This is a genomic window from Xanthomonas sp. AM6, assembly GCF_025665335.1.
Lineage (GTDB): Bacteria > Pseudomonadota > Gammaproteobacteria > Xanthomonadales > Xanthomonadaceae > Xanthomonas_A.
Genome location: NZ_CP106869.1, coordinates 4,263,754 through 4,287,657, shown reverse-complemented (window position 1 = coordinate 4,287,657; position 23,904 = coordinate 4,263,754). Strand labels below are relative to the sequence as shown.

At 69.5% G+C, this 23,904-nt stretch carries 22 protein-coding genes; 15 read left to right on the top strand and 7 right to left on the bottom strand.

The features are described 5' to 3' along the window. Positions 1–113: 113 nt before the first annotated feature. From OCJ37_RS18330 to OCJ37_RS18310, 5 genes are all read left to right on the top strand, one after another. The gene (locus tag OCJ37_RS18330) at positions 114–1,028 is read left to right on the top strand and encodes a hypothetical protein (protein ID WP_263113732.1); all 915 of its coding nucleotides are present in this window, start codon (positions 114–116) and stop codon (positions 1,026–1,028) included. Positions 1,029–1,252: 224 nt separating this feature from the next. Further along, entirely contained in the window at positions 1,253–1,888 is a 636-nt protein-coding gene (locus OCJ37_RS18325) for a DUF4142 domain-containing protein (protein ID WP_263111123.1), read from the top strand. Between the two features lie 314 nt (positions 1,889–2,202). Beyond that, on the top strand, positions 2,203–3,246 hold the full coding sequence (locus OCJ37_RS18320; RefSeq protein WP_263113731.1) for a DUF5694 domain-containing protein: 1,044 nt from the start codon (positions 2,203–2,205) through the stop codon (positions 3,244–3,246). Positions 3,247–3,340: 94 nt separating this feature from the next. After that, complete coding sequence (locus OCJ37_RS18315) at positions 3,341–4,318, top strand: polysaccharide deacetylase family protein (RefSeq protein ID WP_263111122.1); 978 nt, start codon at positions 3,341–3,343, stop codon at positions 4,316–4,318. A 105-nt stretch (positions 4,319–4,423) separates the two neighbouring features. Then, a complete protein-coding gene (locus OCJ37_RS18310; RefSeq protein WP_263111121.1) occupies positions 4,424–4,624 on the top strand; it encodes a hypothetical protein in 201 nt (66 codons plus the stop codon). A gap of 200 nt (positions 4,625–4,824) precedes the next feature. Here OCJ37_RS18310 and OCJ37_RS18305 read toward each other — a convergent pair whose 3' ends face one another. Next, on the bottom strand, positions 4,825–6,129 hold the full coding sequence (locus OCJ37_RS18305) for an acetamidase/formamidase family protein (protein ID WP_263111120.1): 1,305 nt from the start codon (positions 6,127–6,129) through the stop codon (positions 4,825–4,827). Positions 6,130–6,221: 92 nt separating this feature from the next. Here OCJ37_RS18305 and OCJ37_RS18300 point away from each other — a divergent pair, with 92 nt between their 5' ends. Further along, the gene (locus tag OCJ37_RS18300; protein ID WP_263111119.1) at positions 6,222–6,992 is read left to right on the top strand and encodes a DUF2076 family protein; all 771 of its coding nucleotides are present in this window, start codon (positions 6,222–6,224) and stop codon (positions 6,990–6,992) included. A 314-nt stretch (positions 6,993–7,306) separates the two neighbouring features. Further along, positions 7,307–8,683, top strand: coding sequence for a type II toxin-antitoxin system HipA family toxin YjjJ (gene yjjJ / locus OCJ37_RS18295; RefSeq protein ID WP_263111118.1), 1,377 nt, complete (start codon positions 7,307–7,309; stop codon positions 8,681–8,683). 263 nt (positions 8,684–8,946) lie between these two features. On the opposite strand, the gene OCJ37_RS18290 is transcribed toward yjjJ, so the two are convergent. Further along, complete coding sequence (locus OCJ37_RS18290; protein ID WP_263113730.1) at positions 8,947–10,149, bottom strand: glycoside hydrolase family 30 beta sandwich domain-containing protein; 1,203 nt, start codon at positions 10,147–10,149, stop codon at positions 8,947–8,949. 477 nt (positions 10,150–10,626) lie between these two features. Between OCJ37_RS18290 and OCJ37_RS18285 the strand changes: the two genes are divergently transcribed. After that, a complete protein-coding gene (locus OCJ37_RS18285; RefSeq protein ID WP_263111117.1) occupies positions 10,627–12,714 on the top strand; it encodes a beta-galactosidase in 2,088 nt (695 codons plus the stop codon). A gap of 376 nt (positions 12,715–13,090) precedes the next feature. Continuing rightward, positions 13,091–13,432, top strand: a complete 342-nt coding sequence (locus OCJ37_RS18280; protein WP_263111116.1) for a DUF3817 domain-containing protein — start codon at positions 13,091–13,093, stop codon at positions 13,430–13,432. Between the two features lie 111 nt (positions 13,433–13,543). Here OCJ37_RS18280 and OCJ37_RS18275 read toward each other — a convergent pair whose 3' ends face one another. Further along, positions 13,544–14,077, bottom strand: a complete 534-nt coding sequence (locus OCJ37_RS18275; RefSeq protein WP_263111115.1) for a hypothetical protein — start codon at positions 14,075–14,077, stop codon at positions 13,544–13,546. Positions 14,078–14,318: 241 nt separating this feature from the next. Between OCJ37_RS18275 and OCJ37_RS18270 the strand changes: the two genes are divergently transcribed. After that, a complete protein-coding gene (locus OCJ37_RS18270) occupies positions 14,319–14,651 on the top strand; it encodes a hypothetical protein (RefSeq protein WP_263111114.1) in 333 nt (110 codons plus the stop codon). 18 nt (positions 14,652–14,669) lie between these two features. Here OCJ37_RS18270 and OCJ37_RS18265 read toward each other — a convergent pair whose 3' ends face one another. Together OCJ37_RS18265 and OCJ37_RS18260 are read right to left on the bottom strand one after the other, a co-directional pair. Continuing rightward, positions 14,670–15,770 carry a DUF1615 domain-containing protein gene (locus tag OCJ37_RS18265; protein WP_263111113.1) on the bottom strand — a complete coding sequence of 367 codons (1,101 nt, stop codon included), beginning with the start codon at positions 15,768–15,770 and terminating at the stop codon, positions 14,670–14,672. Positions 15,771–15,852: 82 nt separating this feature from the next. Continuing rightward, a complete protein-coding gene (locus OCJ37_RS18260) occupies positions 15,853–16,656 on the bottom strand; it encodes an NAD(P)H-dependent oxidoreductase (protein WP_263111112.1) in 804 nt (267 codons plus the stop codon). An 84-nt stretch (positions 16,657–16,740) separates the two neighbouring features. On the opposite strand from OCJ37_RS18260, the gene OCJ37_RS18255 reads away from it, so the two are divergent. Further along, entirely contained in the window at positions 16,741–17,634 is an 894-nt protein-coding gene (locus OCJ37_RS18255; RefSeq protein WP_263111111.1) for a LysR family transcriptional regulator, read from the top strand. 122 nt (positions 17,635–17,756) lie between these two features. Here OCJ37_RS18255 and OCJ37_RS18250 read toward each other — a convergent pair whose 3' ends face one another. Next, entirely contained in the window at positions 17,757–18,593 is an 837-nt protein-coding gene (locus OCJ37_RS18250; RefSeq protein ID WP_263111110.1) for a class I SAM-dependent methyltransferase, read from the bottom strand. A gap of 202 nt (positions 18,594–18,795) precedes the next feature. Here OCJ37_RS18250 and OCJ37_RS18245 point away from each other — a divergent pair, with 202 nt between their 5' ends. The 3 genes from OCJ37_RS18245 to OCJ37_RS18235 all read left to right on the top strand — a co-directional run bounded on the left by OCJ37_RS18245 (position 18,796) and on the right by OCJ37_RS18235 (position 22,239). Next, positions 18,796–19,671, top strand: a complete 876-nt coding sequence (locus OCJ37_RS18245) for a DMT family transporter (protein ID WP_263111109.1) — start codon at positions 18,796–18,798, stop codon at positions 19,669–19,671. A gap of 162 nt (positions 19,672–19,833) precedes the next feature. After that, the gene (cycA, locus tag OCJ37_RS18240; RefSeq protein WP_263111108.1) at positions 19,834–21,213 is read left to right on the top strand and encodes a D-serine/D-alanine/glycine transporter; all 1,380 of its coding nucleotides are present in this window, start codon (positions 19,834–19,836) and stop codon (positions 21,211–21,213) included. A gap of 114 nt (positions 21,214–21,327) precedes the next feature. Then, on the top strand, positions 21,328–22,239 hold the full coding sequence (locus tag OCJ37_RS18235) for a CorA family divalent cation transporter (protein WP_263111107.1): 912 nt from the start codon (positions 21,328–21,330) through the stop codon (positions 22,237–22,239). 67 nt (positions 22,240–22,306) lie between these two features. On the opposite strand, the gene OCJ37_RS18230 is transcribed toward OCJ37_RS18235, so the two are convergent. After that, positions 22,307–22,666: a hypothetical protein gene (locus OCJ37_RS18230; protein ID WP_263111106.1), complete on the bottom strand. Its 360-nt coding sequence runs from the start codon at positions 22,664–22,666 to the stop codon at positions 22,307–22,309. A gap of 301 nt (positions 22,667–22,967) precedes the next feature. On the opposite strand from OCJ37_RS18230, the gene OCJ37_RS18225 reads away from it, so the two are divergent. After that, entirely contained in the window at positions 22,968–23,867 is a 900-nt protein-coding gene (locus OCJ37_RS18225; protein ID WP_317633197.1) for an AraC family transcriptional regulator, read from the top strand. Positions 23,868–23,904 lie beyond the last annotated feature (37 nt).

Here is a 23,904-nt window from a genome sequence, read left to right as displayed (position 1 = left end):
TTGCCGACACATGGAGGTACGATCGGGAAAGACAGAGGGCGCAACGTGGGTTTCATCGACGGACGTGCGTAGCAGGGTTGGCAGCGTAAGTGGATGGAGGCGATCGATTGGAAGTGACTCAGCACCACGGGGAACAGCGCCCACCAGCCACCCGGCTCTATGCGCTGCTGGCGCGCGAGGGCCGTACCGGTGTGATCTTCCGCCGCGGTCCGACCAAGCGGGTGCAGCTCATCCGTTGGGACCTGCGCGACGACACGTTCGAGCACGGGCAATGGTTCAAGGGCCGTATCTACGAGCGGCGTTGCGATCTGTCGCCGTCGGGCAGGTTGCTGGTCTATTTCGCGTCCAAGCAGCACGGGGATTTCGGCACGTGGACGGCGCTCTCGCGGCCGCCGTTTCTCACGGCGCTGGCGTTGTGGCCGAAGGGGGATGCCTGGGGCGGCGGCGGCATGTTCGAGGACGAGCGGACGTTGCTGTTGAACCATCGCCCGCAGGAGGGGCGCGATCCCTTTCCGTTGCCCACCGGCTTCAGCGTGCCGCACGACATGCAGGTGCGGCCATTCGGGCGCGGCTCGGGCGGTGGCGAAGACGAGCCGATCGACAGCGTGTTGCGGCAGCGCGACGGCTGGCAGGTGATCGACGCGGGTGCGGGCGAAACCGGCGGCGTCACATCGGGCGTGCTCTACCGCTTCACCCATCCGCGTGTGTGGGAGAAGGCGGGCACCAGCGGCCGCCGGTTGCAGTCGCTGCTGCATGCCATCGGCCGCGAAAATGAAGCGTGGTACAGCCTGGACCATCGCGTGCTGGACCGCGAGGGAGCCGTGTTGCTGGACCTGCCCGGCACCGATTGGGCCGACTGGGACGGCGGTGATCTGGTCTTCGCCCGCGACGGCTGCCTGTACCGGCTCACGAAAAGTGGGTTTCGGGATCACGCGCAGGACGGCGAACGGGTCTTCCGTCTGCTGCACGATTTCAGGAGCGCGCGGTTTGCGCCGCTCGCGCCCGCCGCGAACGCGCTCAGGTATTGATCGCGAAGTGCTGGTGGATGAGTGGTGATCAGCACGGGACGAACGCGCGCCGCGCAAAGGCATCGTTCTGCTCGTCCAAGAACGGCCGCTGGCCTTGGACAATCGATCACACGTCTGCGTTTTCATCGCCGCGCTACAAAACTGAAGAATTCATTCCGACTGCATGATCCTTCTTCACCCGCATAGCGCGATGCTGGTCTCCCCATTGGAGGAAGGAATCGCATATGAAACATTCACTGTTGGTGCTGTCCATCGTCGGTGCATTGACCATCGCCGGCTGCAAGCCGAACAAGGACAACGACGCTCCGGCACCCACTGCAGACACGCCGGCCGCCTCCACCGAGCCTACTCCGGCAGGTGGCACCGCGACCCCCACCACGCCGCCGGCCGGCGAGGCCAGCCCGGCGCCGGAAGGCGCGGCGCGCGCCAGTTCCGGTGACGACATCGCGCTGGGCCTGCTGGGTGCGGTCAACAAGAACGAGATTGCCGCGGCCAAGCAGGCGCAGGACAAGAAGGTGACGGGTGCGGTGCTGGACTACGCCAAGATGATGGAGAAGGAACACTCCGACAACCTGGAAAAGACCAAGGCGCTGGGCACGCTGGCCGAAACGCCGGACGTCAAGCAGCTGGAGACCAAGGGCGAGCAGGAGCTGACCACGCTGGGGCAGAAATCCGGCAAGGACTACGCCGCGGCCTACATCGACGCGATGATCGCCGGGCACAAGGAAGCGCTGCAGCTGATCGACTCGCAGATGATGTCGGCGGCCTCGACCGATCCGGTCAAGAAGCACCTGACCGAGACCAGGACGCACGTCGAGCAGCATCTTGCCAAGGCGGAAGAGATCAAGAAGTCGATGTAAGCATGCGGGCGTGACAGGTTTTCGACCTGTCGCCTTGCTCGAGCAATGCCGGCAAACACCCGCCGGCATTTCTTGTAACAACCGAGCGGGCTCGCTTCTTTTCATCCCTCCTTGGGATGGCAAAGAGGCGAGCCCGCTTGGTTGTGTGCGTGGCGATTGCGCGCACGTGTCGCGCCAGTGGTGAAAATCCCATCGCATGTCGCCAGCGCCTCCCTTTCGGCACACCATCCAACGGCACGGGCGGCGGCGCGCGTGTTTGGCGACACTGTCCGCCCGCAATGTGGATGGAGCACGGCATGGCGCGATGGCGGTCGATGGTCGGATTCGGATGGTGCTTGGCGCTGGCGCTGCCTGCCGCTGCGCAGGCGCAGGTGGATCTGGCGGCGTTGGACAAGGACATGGCGGGGCCGCGCACGCAGGTGCTGGTGCTGGGCTCGGTCCACCTGCGCGAGATCGACGGCGGCGTTGCGCCTGCGGCGCTGGACCCCTTGCTCGATCGCCTCGCGGCGTTCAAGCCGGAGGTCATCGCCATCGAGGCCATCGGCGGCGAGCAGTGCGATCTCGCCGCGCGCCATCCCCGTATTTACGGCGCCGACTATTGCCCGGCGACCGACCAGGCGCAGGCGGCGACGGGATTGGACGTGCCCGCCGCCCTCGCCGAAGTCGAGGCCACGCTCGCTGCCTGGCCTGCGCACCCGACGCCTGCGCAGCGGCGGCGGCTGGCGGCGGTGTTCCTGGCGGCCAACGAGCGCGCGTCCGCCTATGCGCAATGGCTGCAGTTGGCGCCGGCCGAGCGGCACGCGGGCGATGGCCTGGATGCGGCGCTGGTGGCGGCGCTTGCCGAGATCGCCGCGAGCAGCAACGAGAACTACCGCATCGGCGCGCGCCTGGCGGCGCGGCTGGGCCTGCCGCGGGTGCATCCGGTGGACGATCACACCGGAGACAACATCCAGGTCGCCGACAGGAAGGCGTTCGGCCAGTCGATCGAGCGGGCGTGGAAGGATGGCGGGGCCGCGCTGGACCGGATCGAACGGCAGCAGCAGGCGCTGAAGCAGGGAAGCGACCTGCTGCCGTTGTACCGCTTCATCAATCGCCCCGAGAATCTGGCGATTTACGCCGACGCCAATGCCGGCGCCGCGCTGCGCGCGGCGTCGCCGCAGCACTATCCGCAGATCTGGGTGAGCGGTTGGGAAATCCGCAACCTGCGCATGGTCGCCAATCTCCAGCAGACGTTCCGCGAGAAGCCCGGCGCACGCGTGCTGTCGATCGTCGGCGTGTCGCACAAGCCATGGTTCGACAATTGGCTCGGGCAACTGCAGGGCGTGGAGATCGTCGATGCGCAGCGGGCGTTGCAGTGACCGGCGATGGCCGCTGCGATACGGCGCCCCGCATCCGGCACGGGCGCATGTGCGGCATCCGCTAGACTGGCCCGCTCCGGATCCGGGATCGCCGATGAAACGCTACTGCCGCTGTGTGCTGCTCGCCGCCCTGGCCGTCTTCGGTGCCGCGCAGGTGCAGGCGCAGGAGCCCGACCGGCGCATTGCGGTGACCATCGACGACCTGCCGTGGCAGCGCATGGGCAAGACGCCGGCGGCGCAGGTGCCGGCGTTCCATGCGCAGCTGATGGCGTCGTTGAAGCAGGCCGATGTGCCCATCGTCGGTTTCGTCAACGAGGACAAGCTCGAACAGGACGGCCAGCCGCAAGCGCAGCGCGTGGCGATGCTGCGCGATTGGCTGGACGCCGGCTACGAACTGGGCAATCACACCTATGGCCACGTGAACCTGCACGAAGTGGGGGTTCCCGCGTACGAGGATGCGATCGTGCGTGGCGAGCGCACGCTGCGGCCGCTGCTGGCCGAGTACGGGCAACCGCTGCGCTGGTTCCGCCATCCGTATCTGGCCACCGGCCGCAGCGAGGCCGATCGCGAGGCGGTCGTCGCGTTCGTCGGCGCGCGCGGTTACCGCATTGCGCCGGTCACCGTGGACAACGGCGAGTGGGTGTGGGCCTTCGCCTATGCGCGGGTGCTGGAGACCGCGCCGGAAGGCGCGGCGCGCGAGGCCACGCTGCTGCGGCTGCGCAAGGGCTACGTGCCGTACATGCTCAACAAGCTGGACTATTTCGAAGCGCAGTCCCAGCGGCTGTTCGGCCGCCGCATCGCACAGGTGTGGCTGATGCACGCCAACGAACTCAATGCCGTTGCGTTCCCTGAGCTGATCGCGGCCACGCGCCGCCGCGGCTATGCGTTCATCACCCTGGACGAGGCGCTGCGCGATCCGGCATATCGGTACGCCGAGGGCTATACCGGCAGGGGCGGCATCAGCTGGCTGCACCGCTGGGCGATGGCCGAGAAAAAGCCGAAGGACTTCTACGCGGGCGAGCCGGTGGTGCCAGCGTGGGTGTTCGCGCTGGCGGGAATCGACTCGGAATAGGGCGGGCGGCGGGAACCCCAGGCGCATGGACTGCGCCCACGGCGTTCACTTGTCCACGCATCGGAGTGCGCCACGCTGTGCTTTCCTTGGTTCCTAGTCATCTCCATGCGCGCTTCCGATACGCCACCCTGGAAGAAACCCAAGCCGCGCGGCCAGCGCGCGCAACCCTTGTCGCCTGCGCAGAAGGCCGCGGCGCGGCAGCGTGCCGAGGAAAACGGGCGCCCGTATCCGAACCTGGTCGACAACATGTGGGCGGTGCGGCTGCCGCGCGGCGATGGCGTGGCGGAGGAAGCTGGGGAAGAGTAGGCGTCCAAGTGCGAATGCGGCTGCAGGGCAGGGGATGGGTTCTGGCGTGTGGCCTGCAGCGCGGCGCCGTTGATCTCGGGCGATCGGTCGCGGCAGGTGCTGTCGGTAAGGCCCGTCGCGACTGAAGTAGCTCCTACAAGGGAACCTCCCGCGATGTGTTGCCGATTGCAGTGCCTGGACGAATGCTCTGGTTTCCGCGTTCAGCGCGTCGGCGTCTGCAAGGTGCGCAGCACCGCCTTGTCGATGCTGGCCGCCACGCCGATGCTGCGCCCGGCGAGGTTGGCGACCCGGTAGTGCACCGCCACGCCCAGCACCTGGGTGGCCTGCGCCAACGAGAGGCCGTAGTCCTGCTGCAGCCAGTGCAGCATGCCGGAGGTGGCCACGCGCAGCGCTTCGTCGCTGGAGCCGGCCTGGCCCAGGGTCATGATCTGCTCGGGCGATTCCACCCGCGGCATCGCGATCGCCCGGTGCTTGATCAGTTCGACCCGCAGGTCCACGTCCAGCGAGGTTTCCAGCGCCCACTGCGTGGTTTCGCCATCGCCCTGCAGCGCGTGGCCGTCGCCGAGGTAGAGCAGCGCGCCGGGCTGCTGCACCGGCAGGTACACGGTATTGCCCTCGACCACCGCGTTGAAATCCATGTTGCCGCCGCTGGCGCCGGTGTCGCCGGTGGACAGGGCGGCGCTGCCGAAGCCAGGCGCCAGCGCCAGGCCCCCGAGCATCGGCTGCAGCGGGACCGCGAAGCGCTTCATCGGTCCGTCGGCATCCACCGGATGCGCGAGGAGTGCGTCGCGGTCCAGGCGCCAGCGCACGTGCTTGCCGAGCCCGGCGGCCTGCGCGGACACGCGCGGGGTCTGCAGGCGCCCGACCAGGCCGTCGAGGCTGTCGGCGTGGTCGCGGTTGAGCCGCAGCGAGACCAGGTGGATGGCGAGCGTGTCGCCGGGTTCGGCGCCGGCCACGAAGAATGGCCCGACCTGCGGATTGCCGAACAGCGCACGGGTGACGCCGCCTGCGTCCACGCCGCCGGAATCCAGCGTCTGCGTGCGCAGCGTGTCGCCCGGCCAGAGCACCAGCACCGGCGCGCGATCGGCGCTGAAGGTATTGGCGTAGTCGCGGGGCGCGAAGCGATGCGTGCGCGCCGCCTCGGTGCTGCGCGCCGGCACGCGCCAGGCCTCGAAGGGATGGAGGGCGCGCACGTCGGCGGCATTGGGATCGGGCTGGTCGCTGCGCCCGCGCATGCGGTCGCCATCGACGGTGGCGTCGAAGCGGGAGACGCCACCGTTGGCGGAGGTTGCAACGAATGCCACCGTCTTGCCGTGGCGGGTGCCGCTGACCGGATCGGCGTCGAGCCGGCCTTGCAGCTGGGTGCCGGTCGCGTCCAGTTCGAGCGTCTGGTAGACCCGGTTGCCCCATAGATCGGTGGCCACGATCCATTGCTCGCCGCTCCACGCCGGCGCCGAGGCCGCCCATGCCAGGGCCAGGATCCAGCGCATGCGGTGTGGCGTCATCGTCGTTCCCCGTCGCGTCGTATTTGACTACAACTGTAGTCAACTGGTGAGGGCGCGGAAATGTCGAAAGTCATGCCGGGCACGGAGCCGGGATGCCGCTGCTGATGGTCGAAGGGGGAACTGCCGATCCTGCGGCCTTGATGAATGTCGCCGCACCAGGGCGCGACGTCTCCCTTGGCGCCGGCGCGGCCGTGCCCATGCTGTGCCTGCCGGCATTGGGCCGGTCACCTCCTCCAGGTACTGGTATGACCCCGCAAGAACAACAACTCCTCGAAGATTTCCTGGCCCGCCTGCGCAGCGCCGGCGCCGTGGCGAAGGATCCGCAGGCGGACGCGCTGATCCGCGAGCGCCTGGCCGGCCAGCCCGATGCGGCCTATCTGCTGGTGCAGCGGACCTTGCTGCTCGAGCATGCGCTGGAGAACGCCAAGGCGCAGATTGCGCAGCTGCAACAGGCCGCGCCGCCGCCGCCGCCCGCCAGCTTTCTCGGCCAGGGATTCAATGCCGGGCCGCCGCCGTTGCCGCCGGCGCCCGCGCCGCAGGCCGCCCCGGGATGGCGCGAGCGCGTGTTCGGCAGCGGTGCCGGTGCGGCGGAACCGGCACCGGCCGCGGCACCGGCCGCGCGCGGTCCGGGCTTTCTCGGCGCCGCGGCCACCACGGCGGCCGGCGTGGCCGGCGGCATGTTCCTGTTCGAGGGCGTGGAGAGCCTGCTCGGCGGCCACCACGGCGGATTCCTGGGCGGCGCAAGCGCACCGCCGCAGGTGGTCGAGAGCGTGACCAACAACTATTACGACGACGCACCGCTGCAGGACGCCGACCAGGACTTTTCGGACGACACCGGCCTGGACGACGACAACTGGGTCTAGGGCGTTGGGACGTCCCCGCTCGGAGGTCCTTGGAGGGCCGCCGAGCGGGCCTTGGGGAGCCGTGCGCCTGCGATTCCGGCGGTTGGAATTCCACTTTTTTCTCTCAGGGCCGCCGCCGCATACACCCCATGTCGCCACCGGGATGCTGCAGGCCTGCCTAGTCGCCCGCACCGGCATTCAGCGAGAAATCCAATCTTTATTGATTCAACTTTTCCTGTCGGCTACAGGAATTACAAGCGAAGTATCTGATCCACTTGTGGATTTCGATCCACTGGAATAGTGTATCTATTCACGAACCTATTCAATTGCGCGCCATGGGTGAGTCCCGCCTCCGTGAGTTGACCGCGCTTCTGCTTCGCCAGGGGAGCTGCACCGCGGCCCAGATCGGCGCGGCGCTCGGGATCAGCCAGCCGACGGTGTCGCGCCTGTTGGCGTCCGCGGGCGACAGCGTGGTGCGGATCGGCAAGGCCCGCGCCACCCGCTACGCGCTCAGCCGCCAGATCGGGCGCGCCGGCAACCGCTGGCCGCTGTTCCGCATCACCGCGCAAGGCCGGGCCGAGACGCTTGGCGAGTTGCACGCGCTGCATGGCGACGGCTACCTGTTTGCGCCCCAGGCCGCCTGTCCGGCCTTGCTGCATGGCGAATTCGCGAGCGGCGTGTTCCCGAGCCTGCCCTGGTTCCTCGACGACCAGCGGCCGCAAGGTTTCCTCGGGCGCGCCTTCGCGCGCCGCGTGGCCGAGGACATCGGCGCCTCGCCCGACCTGCTGCGCTGGCAGCCCGACGACATCGTGCTCGCATTGCTGCGGCACGGCGACGACCAGCCCGGCGACCTGGTCCTGGGCGAATCCGCGCTGCAGCGCGCGCTGCAGGGCCTGCTGCAACCCGCCGAGACGATCGCGCAGGCGCAGCGCCTGCAGGCGTATCCGCAACGTGCCGAAGCCGCGCTGCGCGGCGAAGACGTCGGGTCATCGGCAGGCGGCGAGCAGCCCAAATTCGTCGCGACGCTGCACCACGACGGCCGCTTCCAGTCCGTCATCGTCAAGTTCAGCGAGCGCGCCGGCACGCCCGCGGCGCAGCGGTGGGCGGATCTGCTGCGTTGCGAACAGCTGGCCGGGCAGGTGCTGCGCGAGCACGGCATGGCCGCCGCCGAGAGTGAGATCGTCGAAGCCGGCGGCCGCGTGTTCCTGCAATCCACCCGCTTCGATCGCATGCCCGATCTGGGACGTCGCGGCTTCGTCTCGCTGGCCGCCTTGGATGCGGCCTACTACGGGCATGGGCGCATCGACTGGTGGTTGTTCGCCAGGCAATTGCAGCGCGACGGCTGGCTCGATCACGACGACGCGCGGCGGCTCGGTGTGTATGGCTGGTTCGGCGTGCTGATCGGCAACAACGACATGCACCTGGGCAATGCGGGCATGCTGCTTGCCGGGACGCGTCCGCTGGCGCTGGCTCCGGCGTACGACATGCTGCCGATGGCGTTTCGTCCCGCGGTGAGCGGCGAGGTGGTGGAGCGCGACTATGCGCTCGCGCTGCCCACGCCGGAACACCACGACGAGTGGCGTGCCGCGGCAAAGATGGCGCTGGATTTCTGGGGGCGTGTGGCGCAGGCCGCGGCCATTTCGGCAGGCTTTCGAGCCCTGGCCACGAGCGCGCTGCGGCAACTGAGCCGGGCTGCGCAACGCATTGGATGAGAGCAGTGCGATGGCGACGGTGCCATTGTGGCGTTTTGCGTAGTCGTGGTCCGGACATGCTATTCGCAGCGCTACCGCGCTCCGCATGAATGCAGAACGCGCGGTGTGCGTGCGGTCGCGGCTGAAGCCGCTCCTACAAAAAGCGTAGTGATGAGCCGATGTTGCGGCACGTGGCGGCCGAACGCCAAACGCACGAAGCGCAGGATCCGCGACGCACTGCGCCGTGGATCCGTTCTTGAATGCGCTATGCGCCCGTCAGCTGGTCAGTTGCCGACGAACGTCGCCACGCTCTGCGGATCGACGTAGAACGCGGTCTGGCCGTTGCTGACCTGGTAGGTGCCGCCGTAGCCGACATTGACGCTGGCCGAGGTGCTGTACTTGGTGAAGCTGGCGGCGCTGCCGCTGGGCAGGGCGACCTTCAGTTCGCGGTACTGGTTGCCGGTATTGACCGCCACAAGCACGAGCTTGTTGTCGGCGCGCTTGTAGGCGGTGACGGCGACATCGCTGTACGGCGCGGCGGTCGCGCCGATCCGCCTGGCGCCGGGGCGCACGAAGCGCGCGTACTGCGCCATCGCGTAGCCGCGCTTGCTGATCGCGCCGCCCTCGGTGATCAGGCCGTAGCTGCGCCGGATGTACCACCAGATGTAGGCGCTGTAGTTGGCGGCCATGCTCTTGTGCAGCTCGCTGGCCACGCCCAGCGCGGACGGCCAGGCATTGCCGTCGGTGTTGTCGGTGTAGTGCTCGGTCATCCACAGCGGCTTGCCCTTGCTGCGCGCCAGCGGATAGTCCTTCGGCTGCACCCCGTACAGATGCCCGCCGATGATGTCCACGTGCTGGCTGGCGCTGCTGTTGAGCAGTGCGTCGGTGAGGGTGGGATTGAAGTTCAGCGACTCGGCCGCGAGCACTTTCAGGTTGCCGAAGCCGGCGCCCTGGGTGCTGAGGAAGCTGGTGAAGTCGCTGGCGCTCCATTCCGCCGATTCGTAGTCCGGATGCCAGTCCGGTTCGTTCTGCAGGGAGATCGCGTACAGCGGCGCGCCCTGCCCGGACATGTAGCTGGAGAAGTCCAGCAGGTGCTTGGCGTAGGCGCCGTAATACTGCGGCAGCAGCTTGCCGCCGTTGTTGAGGTTGTTGTTCGACTTCATGTACGCAGGCGGCGACCACGGCGAGGCCAGCAACAGCGCGCCATGCGAACGTGCGCGCAGCGCGGCCGGAACCTGCAGGCTCCAGCCGGAACTGGCGGGGTCGATGCGCATGCGCATGATCGACAGCCCGATCTGGCCGTCGCCGCTGCCGAAGGCCAGGTCGACCTGGGCCGGCGTGAGATCGGCGATCCAGCCGGCGCCGCTCATGCCGCCGAAGCCCTGGATGGTCTGGTACGTTTCGTTCGGATTGACGGTGACGTTCTGCGCCGAGGCAGGCGCAGTGGAAAAGGCGGCGATGGCCATCGCCAGCAAGGTGCCGAGCATCCGCGGTGTTCTCATGCGTCGTCTCCAGGGGAAGGAACGGGATTCGTGGCAGGGCGGGACGCTACGCCTCCGGGCATGACATCGGCAATCGGTGCATGCGCCAACTGCGCCAAATGGGATGCAGCGCGCAGCCGGCGCATGGAGCGCATCCGCGAAGCGAGCCGCAGGCGTGTGGAACAGTCGCGGGGCTGTCCCGGGACACGCGCGTGCCGCCCGGAATGCGGCGGCTGGCGCATGCGCCATGCATGACGTGGCATCGCATGTGTTGTGCGCATGCCGGCGCATCGCGCGATGCAAGGCGCGGCGCCGCGGTCAGCAGTCTGTGGCCGTGCGGAAGGGCGGGGGCGACTTCGATTTGTGCACAGTTGCGCATCCAAGTTCGGCAAGTTGCACAAGTTCGCACCGCCCGGCACGCGCACAATGGTGGGCGGCGACTGCTTGGATTGTCCGCCATCTCCCATTCGCACGAGTTCGCATATGCCATCACCTTCCTGGTTCCCGCAGCGCGCGGCGGCACTGTTGTTCGGCACGCTGTTCGCACTGGCGGCGGCGCTGCCCGACGCCCGTGCGCAGGCCACGCGCTACGCCGATGCCGCGCCGTTGCTGCTGGGCGTGGCCTGGTATCCGGAGCAGTGGCCGGAAGCGCAGTGGGAACGCGACCTGGCGTTGATGGAGGCGGCGCACGTGCGCGTGGTGCGGATCGGCGAGTTCGCGTGGAGCCGCATGGAGCCGCGCGAAGGCCAGTACGATTTCGGCTGGATGGACCGCGCCATCGCCGCGGCCGCGCGTCACCGCATGGTCGTGGTGCTCGGCACGCCGACCGCGGCGCCGCCGGCGTGGCTGACCCAGGCGTATCCGGACACGCTGCGCATCAGCCAGGAGGGCATGCGCGACGAGCACGGCAACCGCCAGCAGTTCTCCTTCGCCAGCGCGCGCTACCGCCGCTTCGCCCACGCCATCGCCGAACAGATGGCGCAGCGCTACGGCCGCAACCCGCACGTGGTCGGCTGGCAGTTGGACAACGAATACGCGCAGGCCTCGTTCGATCCGGAAGCCAAGGCGCAGTTCCATGCCTGGCTGCAGCGCAAGTACGGCAGCATCGAGGAATTGAACCAGCGTTGGGCGACCGCGTACTGGAGCCAGACCTACAACGATTTCGCGCAGATCCCGGTGCACGAGGACGGGCAGAATCCGGCCCTGCTGCTGGACTGGAAGCGCTTCGTCAGCGACACCTGGACCGATTACTCGCGCAACCAGATCGCCGCGATCCGGCCGCACGCCGATCCGCGCCAGTTCATCACCACCAACACGATGGGCTGGTTCGCCGGCTTCGACGCCTACAAGGTGCACGAGGTGCTCGACATCGCCGCGTGGGACGACTACGTCGCCGGCGAGCGCTACGACTGGGTGGACAACGCGGCGCGCCACGACCTCACCCGCGGCTACAAGCAGCGCAACTACTGGGTGATGGAGACCCAGCCGGGCTTCGTCAACTGGCGCGCGACCAACATGGCGCTGCGCAAGGGCCAGGTGCGGGCGATGGCGTGGCAGGCGGTCGCGCATGGCGCCGACGCGGTGGCGTACTGGCAGTGGCGCGCGGCGCCGAACGGGCAGGAGGAATACCACGGCACCCTGGTCGGGGCCGACGGCGAGCCGGTGCCGGTGTACGCGGAGATCCAGCAGGTCGGCGCGGAGTTCGCCAAGGCCGGCGCGGCGCTGGCCGGCACCACGCCGCATGCCGACGTCGCGCTGATCAACGATTTCGACAGCCGCTGGGCGCTCGGGTTCCAGAAGCACTCGGCCGACTTCGACGCGGTGGTGCAGATGAAGTCGTTCTACCGGCCGCTGCGGCAGCAGGCGCAGGTGGTCGACGTGGTTTCGGCGATGGCACCGCTGGACGGCTACAAGCTGGTGGTCGCGCCTTCGCTCAACGTGCTCAGCGACGCGCAGGCGCGGCGCCTGAAGGCCTACGTCGAACGCGGCGGGCACCTGGTGCTCGGCCCGCGCAGCGCGATGAAGAACGCCGACAACGGCCTGCAGCCGCAGCGCCAGCCCGGCCCGCTCGGCGAGCTGCTGGGCGGGCGCGTGGAGCAGTTCTATGCGCTGGACAAGCCGATCCCGGTCGCCGGAACCACCGGGACCGGCAGCGCCAGGATCTGGGCCGAACAACTGCAGGCGCGCTCGCCGCAAACCGAGGTGCCGCTGCGCTATGGCCAGGCCAACGGCTGGCTGGACGGCGAGCCGGCGCTGCTGACCCGGCGCGTCGGCAAGGGCCGCATCAGCTACGTCGGCGCCTGGCTCGACGATGCCACGCTCGATCGCCTCACCAGCGATTGGCTGCGCGAGGCGCAGGTGCGCGCGCCGCTGGCGGACGTGCCCGCGGAGGTGGAGGTGGGCGTGCGCGGCGATGGCCGCCGCCGCGTCGTGGTGCTGATCAACCATGGCGCCGATCCGCAGCAGGTGCGGCTGCCGGCGCCGATGCGTTCGCTGCTCGGCGCGGGCGCCGCCAGCGACGTGGTGCAGCTTGCGCCCGAAGGGGTGGCGGTGCTGGAGGACCGCCGCTAAGGGCGGTTGCGGTGCGCGGCGTACCCGCGTCTACACACAGGGTTTGACGCAGCGGCGGGCTGGGATCGCGCTTGAGCGGAGCGGTCGCTGCTTCGCTGGCGATCCAGCGTCGCTCGCCGTCGCGAGCGTACGCATAGGCGCCTTGCGCACGGCGGCTTGCAGCGCGTGGAGTATCGCGACACCGAGCACTACCGGCTGACGCGCGCGTTCCTGGAGCAACCGCAGCGCATGCTGGACAGGTTGCTCGACGACGAATGAGGGCGTGACGGCGCGCCACGGCCACTCGGTGCCGGCGTCAGCACCGACTCTGTAGAATGGCATCGCCAGCGGGCGTCGCCGCCGCCATCGCGTCGCGGCGTCTTCCTTCCCACTGGAGTTGCGCGTGCCTTCCCATCCGATCCCGCCTGCCGGCCGCCTGTTCGCCTTCGCCGCCTTCTTCGAAGGCCTGACCTGGGCCGGGCTGCTGCTGGGCATGCTGCTCAAGTACGGCACCCAGACCACCGAGCTGGGCGTGTGGCTGTTCGGCCGCCTGCACGGGGTGGCGTTCCTGGTCTATCTGGTCGCCAGCGTGATCGCCGCGGTCCGCCTGCGCTGGCCGTGGTGGGCGTGGCTGTTGAGCCTGCTGGCGGCGCTGCCGCCGCTGGTCACGGTGCCGCTGGAAATGTGGTTCCGCCGCATCGGCCTGCTCGGCTTGCCGCAGCAGCGGGCGGGGCGCTAGCCGCAGCAAGCCGGGGGCAGGTGCTCATCCTTCTTTGACCGGCTGCTTACACGGCGCAAGGCAAAAAAAAGCGGCCCGGAGGCCGCTTCTCTGACGCAGGGCCGCTGCCGCTCAGCCGTGGCTCACCAGCTTGATGCGGTGTTTCTTGGCGTAGGCGTTCTGCGCGGCGTCCAGCGCCGCGGCGTCCTTGTCGTAGGCATCCGATTCGGTGTTCAGCCGTTCCAGCAGCGGCTGCACCTGCGCTTCGGTGTAGCCGTCGGGCAGTGCGGTGATTTCCTGCATCGTCGCCAGCATCGCGTCGGTGCTCTTCTGGTACGCCTTCAGCCTGGCGTCCACGTCCTGCGCGTCTTCGGGAATGCCGAAGCCTTCGTAGCCCTTGCCGTACCCGGCGATCTGCTTGCGCGGATTGTTCAGCGCGTTGCGGTGCGGCTGCATCGACTTCAGGTTGCTGGCATCGGTCAGCAGCTGCTCGCCGCGCTCGCCGCCGATCCACGGCGCGATCGCCGTGCCGATGCCGTTCCAGACCGAGACGTTGTGGGTCAGGTAGTCGTCCGGGGACATGGACTTGTTGCCGGTCGTGGGATCGCAGGCGGACAGCACGGTCGCGCACAGTGCCAGCAGGACGAGGATGATGAGATTCTTCAAGAGGATTTCCTTGTAACGAAACGAGCCACCCGCCGGCGACCGGCACGGTAGCGAAAGGACAAGGGAATCGACGCATGCGGCATGCCGGGGCGAGGCCGGCGCGATCTTCCTTGACGGGTGCAGTGGCGGCGGTCCGGCCGGTGCGCGGCGAGTATAGCGGCATCGCTGCGCCGACGCAGTTGCCGCGCTCGCATGCCCTGCGGCCTTAAAATGCCGGCGACGACCGCAGGCGATGGAGACGATGGCCAAGCACCGACGAGCGCAGCATGAGCGCGAACCTCCGCGCGGAGCGGGCCACCGGCTGGCCGCTTGGTTGCGTTGGCCGGTGTCGCTGCTGGTGGTCGCCACGATGGCGGCAAGCGCGCTGCTGAAGCTGTACGTGTGGGTGAAGGCGTTGCTGAGCGGTGTGTACACGAGCGGCGCGCGCTTCGGTTCGCCGCAGGTGTATCTGCTGGACGCCGATCCCGGGCGTTACTGGTTCTGGATGGCATGGGACGGCTTCTTCACCGTCCTGTTGCTGCTGCTGGCCGTCGCCATCGCGTGGGTATTCCTGGTGCTGGACAAGCCGAAGTAGCGCACCGGCCCGCCGGCGTCACCTGCCCATGCAGCGGCGCCAGCGTTCGGCGACGCGTTGCGCGAACCAGGCGGTGGTGAGGGTGCGGGTGATCTTCGGGCTTTCCAGGGTGATCCCGGGCAGGACCGCGCGCGGCAGCGGCTTGCCGGCGCTGCGCTCGGCCAGCGCGAAGACCTTGCGGTAGAGCGCGGTGTCGCCGAAGTCGGCGGCGTTGCCGCGCTGCAGGTCGCGGCGGATCGCCTCGTCGCGCAGCGCTATGCGCGCGCCCAGGCTGCGTGCGGCGCGCTCGGTGGCGCCGGGCTGGTCGATGCCGGCGCCGGGGATCAGCAGGTCGCCGTCCAGGGCCAGGGTAGTGCCGCTGGCCTTCGCCAGCGCGGCCTGGAATGCCGCGTTGCGGCTGGCGTACCAGCCTGCGTTGAAGTCGGCGAAGCGGTACAGCAGGGCGTCGTAATCGCTCGGGTAGCCGAGCAGGTGCCGCGTGCCGAACCAGACCCCGCCGCGACGGCTGAACACTTCGTGGCGCACCGTCTGCAGCGGATACGGATACCCCTCGGTATGCGCTTCGGCAAAGGCGATGCTCACCTGCATCGGGCCGCCGGTGCGCACCGGGTTCAGATCGCCGAACAGGCGCTGGCCCAGCGGCACGCTGCCGGCGACGTCCTCGAAGATGCCGCTGAGTTCCTGCTCGGTGCGCGCCGCGGCGATGCGCTCGCCATAGCTGCGGCCGTTCGGCGAGCGCAGCGCCAGCGCCGCATCGAGCATGAACGCAGGCACGTGCAGCGCCGCCGCGCGGCGGCCGAGTTCAGCGCGCGACAGCTTGCCCAGCCCGGGCACCGGCGGGTTGGCCTGGTAGGTAGACTCCTGCTCGATCACCGCCAGCACCGCGCAGATGTTGTCGGCGCTGGTGGCCAGTTCCTGCGAGGACAGCGCGACGTAGACGTCGTTGGCCCAGCCACTGCGGTCGGGAATCGCCGCCGGGATGCGCCGCGCGATGTCGGCCTTGACCTCGGCCGGCGTGCGTTCGGGCGCGCGCGGCGCCTGCGTGGCGCATGCGCCCAGCAGCGCGGCGGCGCACAGGACCAACAGGCGGGCGAGCGATGCGAGGGTCACGTGCTGCATGATCCGATGACGGGCGCGACACCGTTGTCGCACGCGCCATCCTACAGGCGCTTCGCGATCCCATGCGCCATGCGGGCCAGGCCTATTGCGGCGTTGCGTCCTCGCCGGGCGCCCGCACGTGCGCAGCGAATCCGGTCAGGCCCGGGGCGACCTCCGGCCGCAGCGTCAGCGCCGGGATCGCGTAGTCGCCGCCGTTCTGCTTGCGGAACGCGATCGGCGCGGTGTTCCACAGCGCGTCCAGGCGTTCGCCCAGTGCGTCGCGGGTCTGCGCGAACCGGTCCGCGTCCATGCGGCTGGTGCGGTAGACCACGAACGGCGGCAGCACGTCGAAGCCGGGGTAGTGCAGGATGCCGTGCTGGATCGGGAACAGCACGTCGTCGATCGGGCCGTTGATGCCGCGCGGCGCGTAATGCGATTCCCAGCCGCCGGTGGTGACGATCAGCATCGCGCGCTTGCCGGCCAGCGTGCCCTCGCCGTAGCGGTCGCCCCAGCGCGCATCGGAATGTTCGCCGACGCCGTAGGCGAAGCCATATGCATAGACGCGGTCCACCCAGCCTTTCAGGATCGCCGGCAGCGAGAACCACCACAGCGGAAACTGCAGCAGCACCGCGTCCGCCCAGCGCAGCTTGTCCTGCTCGGCGGCGATGTCCTCGCGCTGGCGGCCGCTGGCGAACGCGCGCCTGGAATCGAGCGACGGTTCGAAGCGGTCGCCGGCTGCGCCGTCCAGGCTGTCGTGCGCGTCCAGCGTCGGCTTCCACTGCACGGCGTACAGGTCCGAGACCTGCACGTGGTGGCCGGCGGCCTGCAGGCGTTGCACGGCGAAGTCCCTGAGCGCGCCGTTGAGCGATTTCGGTTCGGGGTGGGCGTAGACCAGCAACACGTTCATGGGCGACCTCGGTGACGGGATGCGGGCAAGGTAGGCCACGGCAAGATATAGTTGAAATGAATTGCGGACATTCCAGGAATTACCATGCTTAATTTCGGACGCCTGGACCTGAACCTGCTGCTGACCCTGGACGCGCTGCTCGCCGAGCACAACGTGACCCGCGCGGCCGAGCGCCTGCATCTGTCGCAGCCCTCGGTCAGCGTGCACCTGGCGAAATTGCGCGAGGCGCTGGACGATCCGCTGCTGCTGCCCGGCCCGCGCGGCATGCGCCCGACCGCGCGCGCCGACGCCTTGCGCGCGCCGCTGCGGCAGGCGCTGGAAGCGCTGCAGCGCGCGGTCGCGCCGGCCGCGCCGTTCGATCCCGCGCAGGCCGGCAACCGTTGGCGCGTGGCGGCGACCGACTACGGCGAATCGACCATCCTGCTGCCGGCGCTGGCGACATTGCGCAGCACGGCGCCAGGCACCCGCCTGGCGGTGCTGGAGATGTCGCCGCCGCAGATCGCGCGCCAGGCCGAGCAGGGCGAGATCGACCTGGCCCTGCACACCCGCGCCGGCGCGCCGCCGACCCTGCGCCAGCGCACCCTGTTCGCCGAACGCTACGTGCTGGCCGGCCGCGCCGGGCATCCGCGGCTGAAGCGGCGGCCGACACTGGCGCAGTTCTGCAAGCTCGAACACGTGATCGTGTCGCCGGACGGCGGTGGGTTCAGCGGCGTCACCGACGAAGCGCTGGGCGAGCGCGGCCTGCAGCGCCGGGTGGTGCTGTCGGTGCCGCATTTCCTGTTCGTCATCGACGTGCTGCTGCGCACCGACCTGGTGGCGATGCTGCCGTCGCGGCTGCTGCGCGCGCATCCCGGCCTACAGGTGTGCGAGCCGCCGCTGGCGGTGGCGGGCTACGAGATGGCCATGCTGTGGCACGAGCGCGTGCACCGCGACCCGGCGCATCGTTGGCTGCGCGAGCATATCGCTGCTTCGGTGTGAGTGCGGCGCGCGGGCGCGCCTGGTTCACGCGTTGTGCCGGCGGCCTTGGCCACGCTGGGCTTGCTGGCGGTGCCTGTCGCGGCTGAAGCCGCTCCTACGGGGCGGTGCGCGTCGGGCGGCGGCTAGCGGCGCGTCGCCAGCACGCCGTCCAGCGCCAGCTCTGCGCGGAAGCCGGCTTTTTCCAGGCGCTTGGCCACCTCGCGCGGCACGTCGCGGCCGCTGGTCAGCTTGTTCGGGCTGCCGGTGTAGTGGAACAGCCGTCCGCCGCGGCGCAGCACCCGTGCCAGCTGGTCGTAGAACACCTGCGAATACAGTTCGCCGGCGATGCCGAAGCGCGGCGGATCGTGCAGCAGCGCATCCATCGAGTCGCTGGCGATCGCGGCGATGGCCTCGGCCACGTCGGCATGCGCGAGCTGCAGGCGGCCATCGCTGGCCGCCGGGTCCGGCGACCACGGATTGAGCGTGCGCAGCCACAGCACGTCGGCGTTCTTCTCGAAGGAATGCAGCTGCGCCACGCCGGCCTCCAGCGCGCAGGCGGCGAAATAGCCCAGCCCGCCGCAGGTGTCGAGCACCCGCTTGCCGCGCGGTTCGATCAGCGCGACCTTGCGCCGCGCATCCTCGAACGGCGACAGCTGCGCGCTGGGCAGCATCTTGATGCCGTCGATCTCGAAGGTCGGCGCGCCCCATTCGGTCGGCACCAGCTTGATCAGCGCGCCGCCGAACCGCGACACCGGCGCGAAGTCCTCGCCGTCCCAGTAGTAGATCGTGCGGTCCTTGAGTTTCGGCGGATACGGATAGGGCTGCCCGCGCCACTGCCAGCCGTCCGCGGCGAGCAGCGCCTGGCCTTCGCTGCGTTGCAGGTCCAGCGATCCGGTCCAGGTGGCGTGGCCGCCATCGCGCGCGGCGAGCAGCGCGGCGGCGAGCGGGCGGGTCAGCAGGGGGCCGGAATACGGGTTCACGTCGGTAGGGGGATGCGCCAGCGCGCACGGCGCAAGCCAAGGTCGTCGGAGCGGGAAGGCATCGTAACCGAGCCTCGCGGCGAAGTCGTGCGCCGACGCGCCGCGTCGCGCCTTCATGGTCGCAGCGGCGGTGGCAACGCATAATGCGGCGCTCCCCCCTCGATGGCCGGCGCCCACGCCACGCCAACTGCCAGGATCCGCGATGCTCAAAGGTGTGCTGCTCGGTTTCGCCTGCTACGCCGCCTACTCGATCAGCGATGCGTTCGTGAAGGGCCTGGAAGGGGCGTTGCCGGCCTACGAGGTGGTGTTCTTCGGCGCGCTGCTGATGCTCACGGCCTTGCCGTTCCTGAAGAAACCCGGCGACCGCTGGCGCGAGGTGGTGGTGGCGCAGCGGCCCAGCATCTGGCTGCTGCGCGCGTTCACCGGCGCGGTCGGCAACCTGTCCGCGGTCACCGCGTTCACCCTGTTGCCGATGGCCGAGGCGTTCGCGCTGATCTTCCTGATGCCGATCTTCGTCACCGTGCTGTCGGTGCTGCTGCTCAAGGAGGAGGTGCGCTGGCGGCGCTGGCTGGCGGTGATCGTCGGCTTCGTCGGCGTGCTGATCGTGTTGCGGCCGGGCTTCCGGCATCTGGGCGAGGGCCACGTCGCGGCCATCGTCTGCGGCCTGGTCGGAGCGGTGTCGGTGATCAGCCTGCGCATGGCCGGGCCGGGCGAGAAGCGCCTGACCCTGTACGGCGCCGGCGTGCTCGGCCCGTTGCTGATGGGCGCGCTGCTGATGCTGCCGACCTTCGTGTGGCCGACCCCGCAGCAATGGCTGCTGCTGGCCGGCTACGGGCTGCCCGCCGGCATGGCCGCGATTTTCCTGATGTACGCCTCGCGCGCGGCGCCGGTCAGCGCGGTGGCGCCGACCCAGTACAGCCAGATGCTGTGGGCGATCGGCTTCGGCTACTGGCTGTTCCACGATCACCTGGACTGGCCGATGCTGGTGGGCATCGCGCTGATCCTGGGCGCCGGGCTGTTCACGCTGGTGCGCGAGGAAAAAGTCACGCAGTGGTGGCGGCGCACCAAGATCGTGTGAGGCGCGGCGCCGCGTGCGCCGCCGTTCCCGCTTCCGGCGCGGGCGGATGGCTCCCACGCGCCGTGTCGTGTGCCGTTTTCCGCATGCGAAGCGTGCGCAACGCCCTGGCGCGGGCGCGTGCCATCTTCTATGTTGTGGCGTCCTCCGCCGCCGGCCGCGCCCATGTCCGAACCGTCCGCTCAGCCCGACCATCTGCAGCGCAGCCTGTCCAACCGCCACCTGCAGCTGATCGCGATCGGCGGCGCCATCGGCACCGGCCTGTTCATGGGCTCGGGCAAGACCATCAGCCTGGCCGGACCGTCGATCCTGTTCGTGTACCTGATCATCGGCGCGATGCTGTTCTTCGTGATGCGGGCGATGGGCGAGCTGCTGCTGTCCAACCTGGAGTACAAGTCCTTCATCGACTTCTCCACCGACCTGCTCGGGCCCTGGGCCGGCTTCTTCTGCGGCTGGACCTACTGGTTCTGCTGGATCATCACCGCCATCGCCGACGTGATCGCGATCGCCGCCTACGCGCAGTTCTGGTTCCCCGGCCTGGCGCCGTGGATCCCGGCGATGCTGTGCGTGCTGCTGTTGCTGGGCCTGAACCTGGTGACGGTGAAGCTGTTCGGTGAAATGGAATTCTGGTTCGCGCTGATCAAGATCGTGGCCATCTGCGCGCTGATCCTCACCGGCGCCGGGCTGGTCGTGTGGGGCTTCCAGTCGCCGTCCGGGCACGTGGCCTCGCTGGCCAATCTGTGGAACGACGGCGGCATGTTCCCGATGGGCATCGGCGGTTTCTTCGCCGGCTTCCAGATCGCGGTGTTCGCCTTCGTCGGCATCGAACTGGTCGGCACCACCGCGGCGGAGACCGCCGACCCGCGGCGCAACCTGCCCAAGGCGATCAACTCGATCCCGGTGCGGATCCTGGTGTTCTACGTGCTGGCGCTGGTGGCGATCATGGCGGTGACGCCGTGGCGCGAGGTGGTGCCGGGCAAGAGCCCGTTCGTGGAGCTGTTCGTGCTGGCCGGGGTGCCGGCCGCGGCCAGCCTGATCAACTTCGTGGTGCTGACCTCGGCCACGTCGTCGGCCAACAGCGGCATCTTCTCCACCAGCCGCATGCTGTACGGCCTGGCCGAGGAGCGGCATGCGCCGCGCGGCTTCGCCCGGCTGTCGCGCGCGGCGGTGCCGGCGCGCGGGCTGCTGTTCTCCTGCGCCTGCCTGCTCGGCGGCACGCTGCTGGTGTACCTGATCCCGAACCTGGTCACCGCCTTCACCCTGGTCACCACGTTGGCCGCGGTGCTGTTCATGTTCGTCTGGTCGCTGATCCTGTGCGCGTACGTCGCCTACCGGCGCAAGCGCCCGCAGCTGCACGCGGCCTCGGCGTTCAAGATGCCCGGCGGCGTGGCCATGTGCTACGTGTGCCTGGCGTTCTTCGCCTTCGTGCTGGCGCTGCTGACCTTGCAGACCGACACCCGGCAGGCGCTGCTGGCCAGCCCGGCGTGGTTCCTGATCCTGGGAGTGGGCTATGCGTTCAAGCGCCGCAGCGTGGCCCGCGGCTGACGCCGGTTCGCGGCGGGCGCGCCGCCGCCGCAGCTGAATCGCCGCGTTGCGGCGCGTTGACGCTGCACGCACGGCGGAGGATGCTCGCGCCCTCTCCGCCACGAAGCCGATCCGATGATCACGATCCACCGCAGCGCCGGAACGTCCGCCCAGCCGTTCTGTTGGGTGGACCTGTGCCAGCCCGGCAGCGAGGAGCTGGCCGAGGCCGACCGCAGCGTAGGCTTCGCCCTGCCCACGCGGGCGGCGATCGGCGAGATCGAGTTCAGCAGCCGGGTCCGCGTCGAGGGCGACGTGCTGTTCCTCAACGTGCCGCGCTTCCAGGACGACGACGGCCCGACCGCACCGCTGGGCTTCGCGGTGTCGCCGCGGGTGCTGGTGACCCAGCGCGAGCAGCGCATGGGCTCGCTGGAAGCGGTGGCCGCGCAGTTGGAGCAGCATCCGTGCCGGACCAGCGACGACCTGCTGCTGCGCCTGCTCGACCAACTGGTCGGGCGCCTGGCGGACCGGCTGGAAGCGCTGGAGGCGGAGATCACCGAGACCACCCGCACGGCCTTCGACGAACCGCACAAGTCGCGCGACCTGGAGCGGATGCTGCACGCCGTGGGCGGCATGGGGCGGCGGCTCGGCGGCATGCACAACGCCGGCCAGGGCCTGTTGCGCCTGGCCACCTACCTGGACGGCGCCACGCCGGAGTGGTTCGGCGCCGATGCGGCCAAGCGGATCGGCCTGCTGCACAAGGACCTGGTCACCCTGAGCGAGTTCGAGCAGCACCTGGACGACCGCGTCGAGTTCCTGCTGGACAGCGTGCTGGGCATGATCAACATGGACCAGAACAACGTCATGAAGGTGATGGCGGTGGCGTCGGTGGTGGGCATCCCGCCGACGGTGCTGGTCGGCATCTGGGGCATGAACTTCGCCTACATGCCCGAACTCAAGTGGCACGACGCCTATTTCTGGGCGCTGGGCGTGATCGCGCTGAGCGTGGTGGTGCCGCTGGCCTGGTTCCGGCGCCGCGGCTGGGTGTGACGCCGCGCGCGGCGATGTCCCCACGGCCGCACCGCCGCGGCCTGGCGCGCACCGCCGGCGCGCGCGGCTAGGCCGCGAGGCTGTCGGCTTCGGTCTCGGGCTCGCTGTCGCCGGTCTCCTCGCCGCTGACGTGCTGCACCGGCGCGATGTCCCAGGACACCGTGTCCGGGTCGATCAGCGCGTGGATCGCGGCGCCGCGCAGTTCGCGCATCAGCCGCCGCGCCGAGGCGGTGCCGTGCGCCACGCTGTCCCACAACAGCATGTCGACCACGGTGCCGTCGCGGCGCCGCGCGATGCGGCGCGAGCGGAAGCCGGGCTGGCGCTGCAGCCAGGCGTCGACCTCGGCGTTGGCGCGCAGGAAGGTGCGCCAGGTGCAGTCCAGCAGGCGGAAGGTGGTGATTTCCAGGGCTTCGGTATGCGCGTGCATCGGCTCAGCCCTGCGCCTTGCGCGGCGCGGCGCGGTGGTGGGAAAGGGGAAGGGAGCGGCCTGGCGCGGCGGCACGCGGCGCGCAGGTGTGGCGGGAGGGGGACAGGGTGGGCATGGGAGCACTCCGGTGGACGCGGGGGGATCCGGCCTGCACAGGATGCGAGCGCGGCGCCGCTGCGCGTTAGCGCGATCCCGCGGAATTCTTGTCCGATCCTGCAAACCGGATGGCGGCGTCGACCGCGCCGTCGCAGCATCAGGCAAGCTGTACGTCCCTGGATTGACCGCCCTGCGCCCGACGCCGATGACCGCGCTTGCCGACCGCTATCAAGAAATGGCCGCTCTGGTTGCCCGATTGACCGTTCCCGACGGCGATGGCGACACCGCCATCGACGGCTTCTTCTGCTCGCACCGCACGGCGCAATCGCCCAAGGCCCACACCGCGCAGTGGCCATGCTTCGCCCTGGTGGCGCAGGGCGAGAAGTGCCTGAGCCTGGGCACCGAGGAGTACCACTACGGCGTCGGCAACTACCTGCTGGTGGCGCTGGACCTGCCGGTGGTGTCGCGGATCACCCAGGCAAGCCCGGAGCGGCCGCTGCTGGGGGTGGGCATGGCGATCCGCCCGGACCGGCTGCGCGACCTGCTCGAGCGCATCCCGCTGCCGGCGCAGGCCAGTGCCGTGTGCGTGCGCGGGGTGTCGGTCAACACCGCCGACCCGGCCCTGCTGGATGCGGCGCTGCGCATGCTCAAGCTGCTGGAACGGCCCGAGGACATCGCGGCGATGGCGCCGCTGATCGAGCAGGAGATCCTGTATCGCCTGCTGACCGGCCCGTGCGGGCCGAACCTGCTGCGCATCGCGCAGGAGGACAGCCCCAGCAACCGCATCGCCAAGGCGATCGCGTGGCTGCGCCAGCACTACGCCAAGCCGGTGCGGATCGAGGACCTGGCCCGCCACGTCAACATGAGCGCTTCCTCGCTGCACCACCACTTCAACGCGGTCACCTCGATGACCCCGCTGCAATACCAGAAGCAGCTGCGCCTGCGCGAGGCGCGGCGGCTGATGGTGGTGGAGCGGATGGACGTGGGCTCGGCCGGCTACCGCGTCGGCTACCAGAGCCCCTCGCAGTTCAGCCGCGAATACAGCCGCCTGTACGGCCGCTCGCCGCGCAACGACCTGGCCGAGCAGCTCGGCCAGGGCGGCTGATCGCGCGCGCTCCGGACCGACCCCGTCGGTCCCGGGT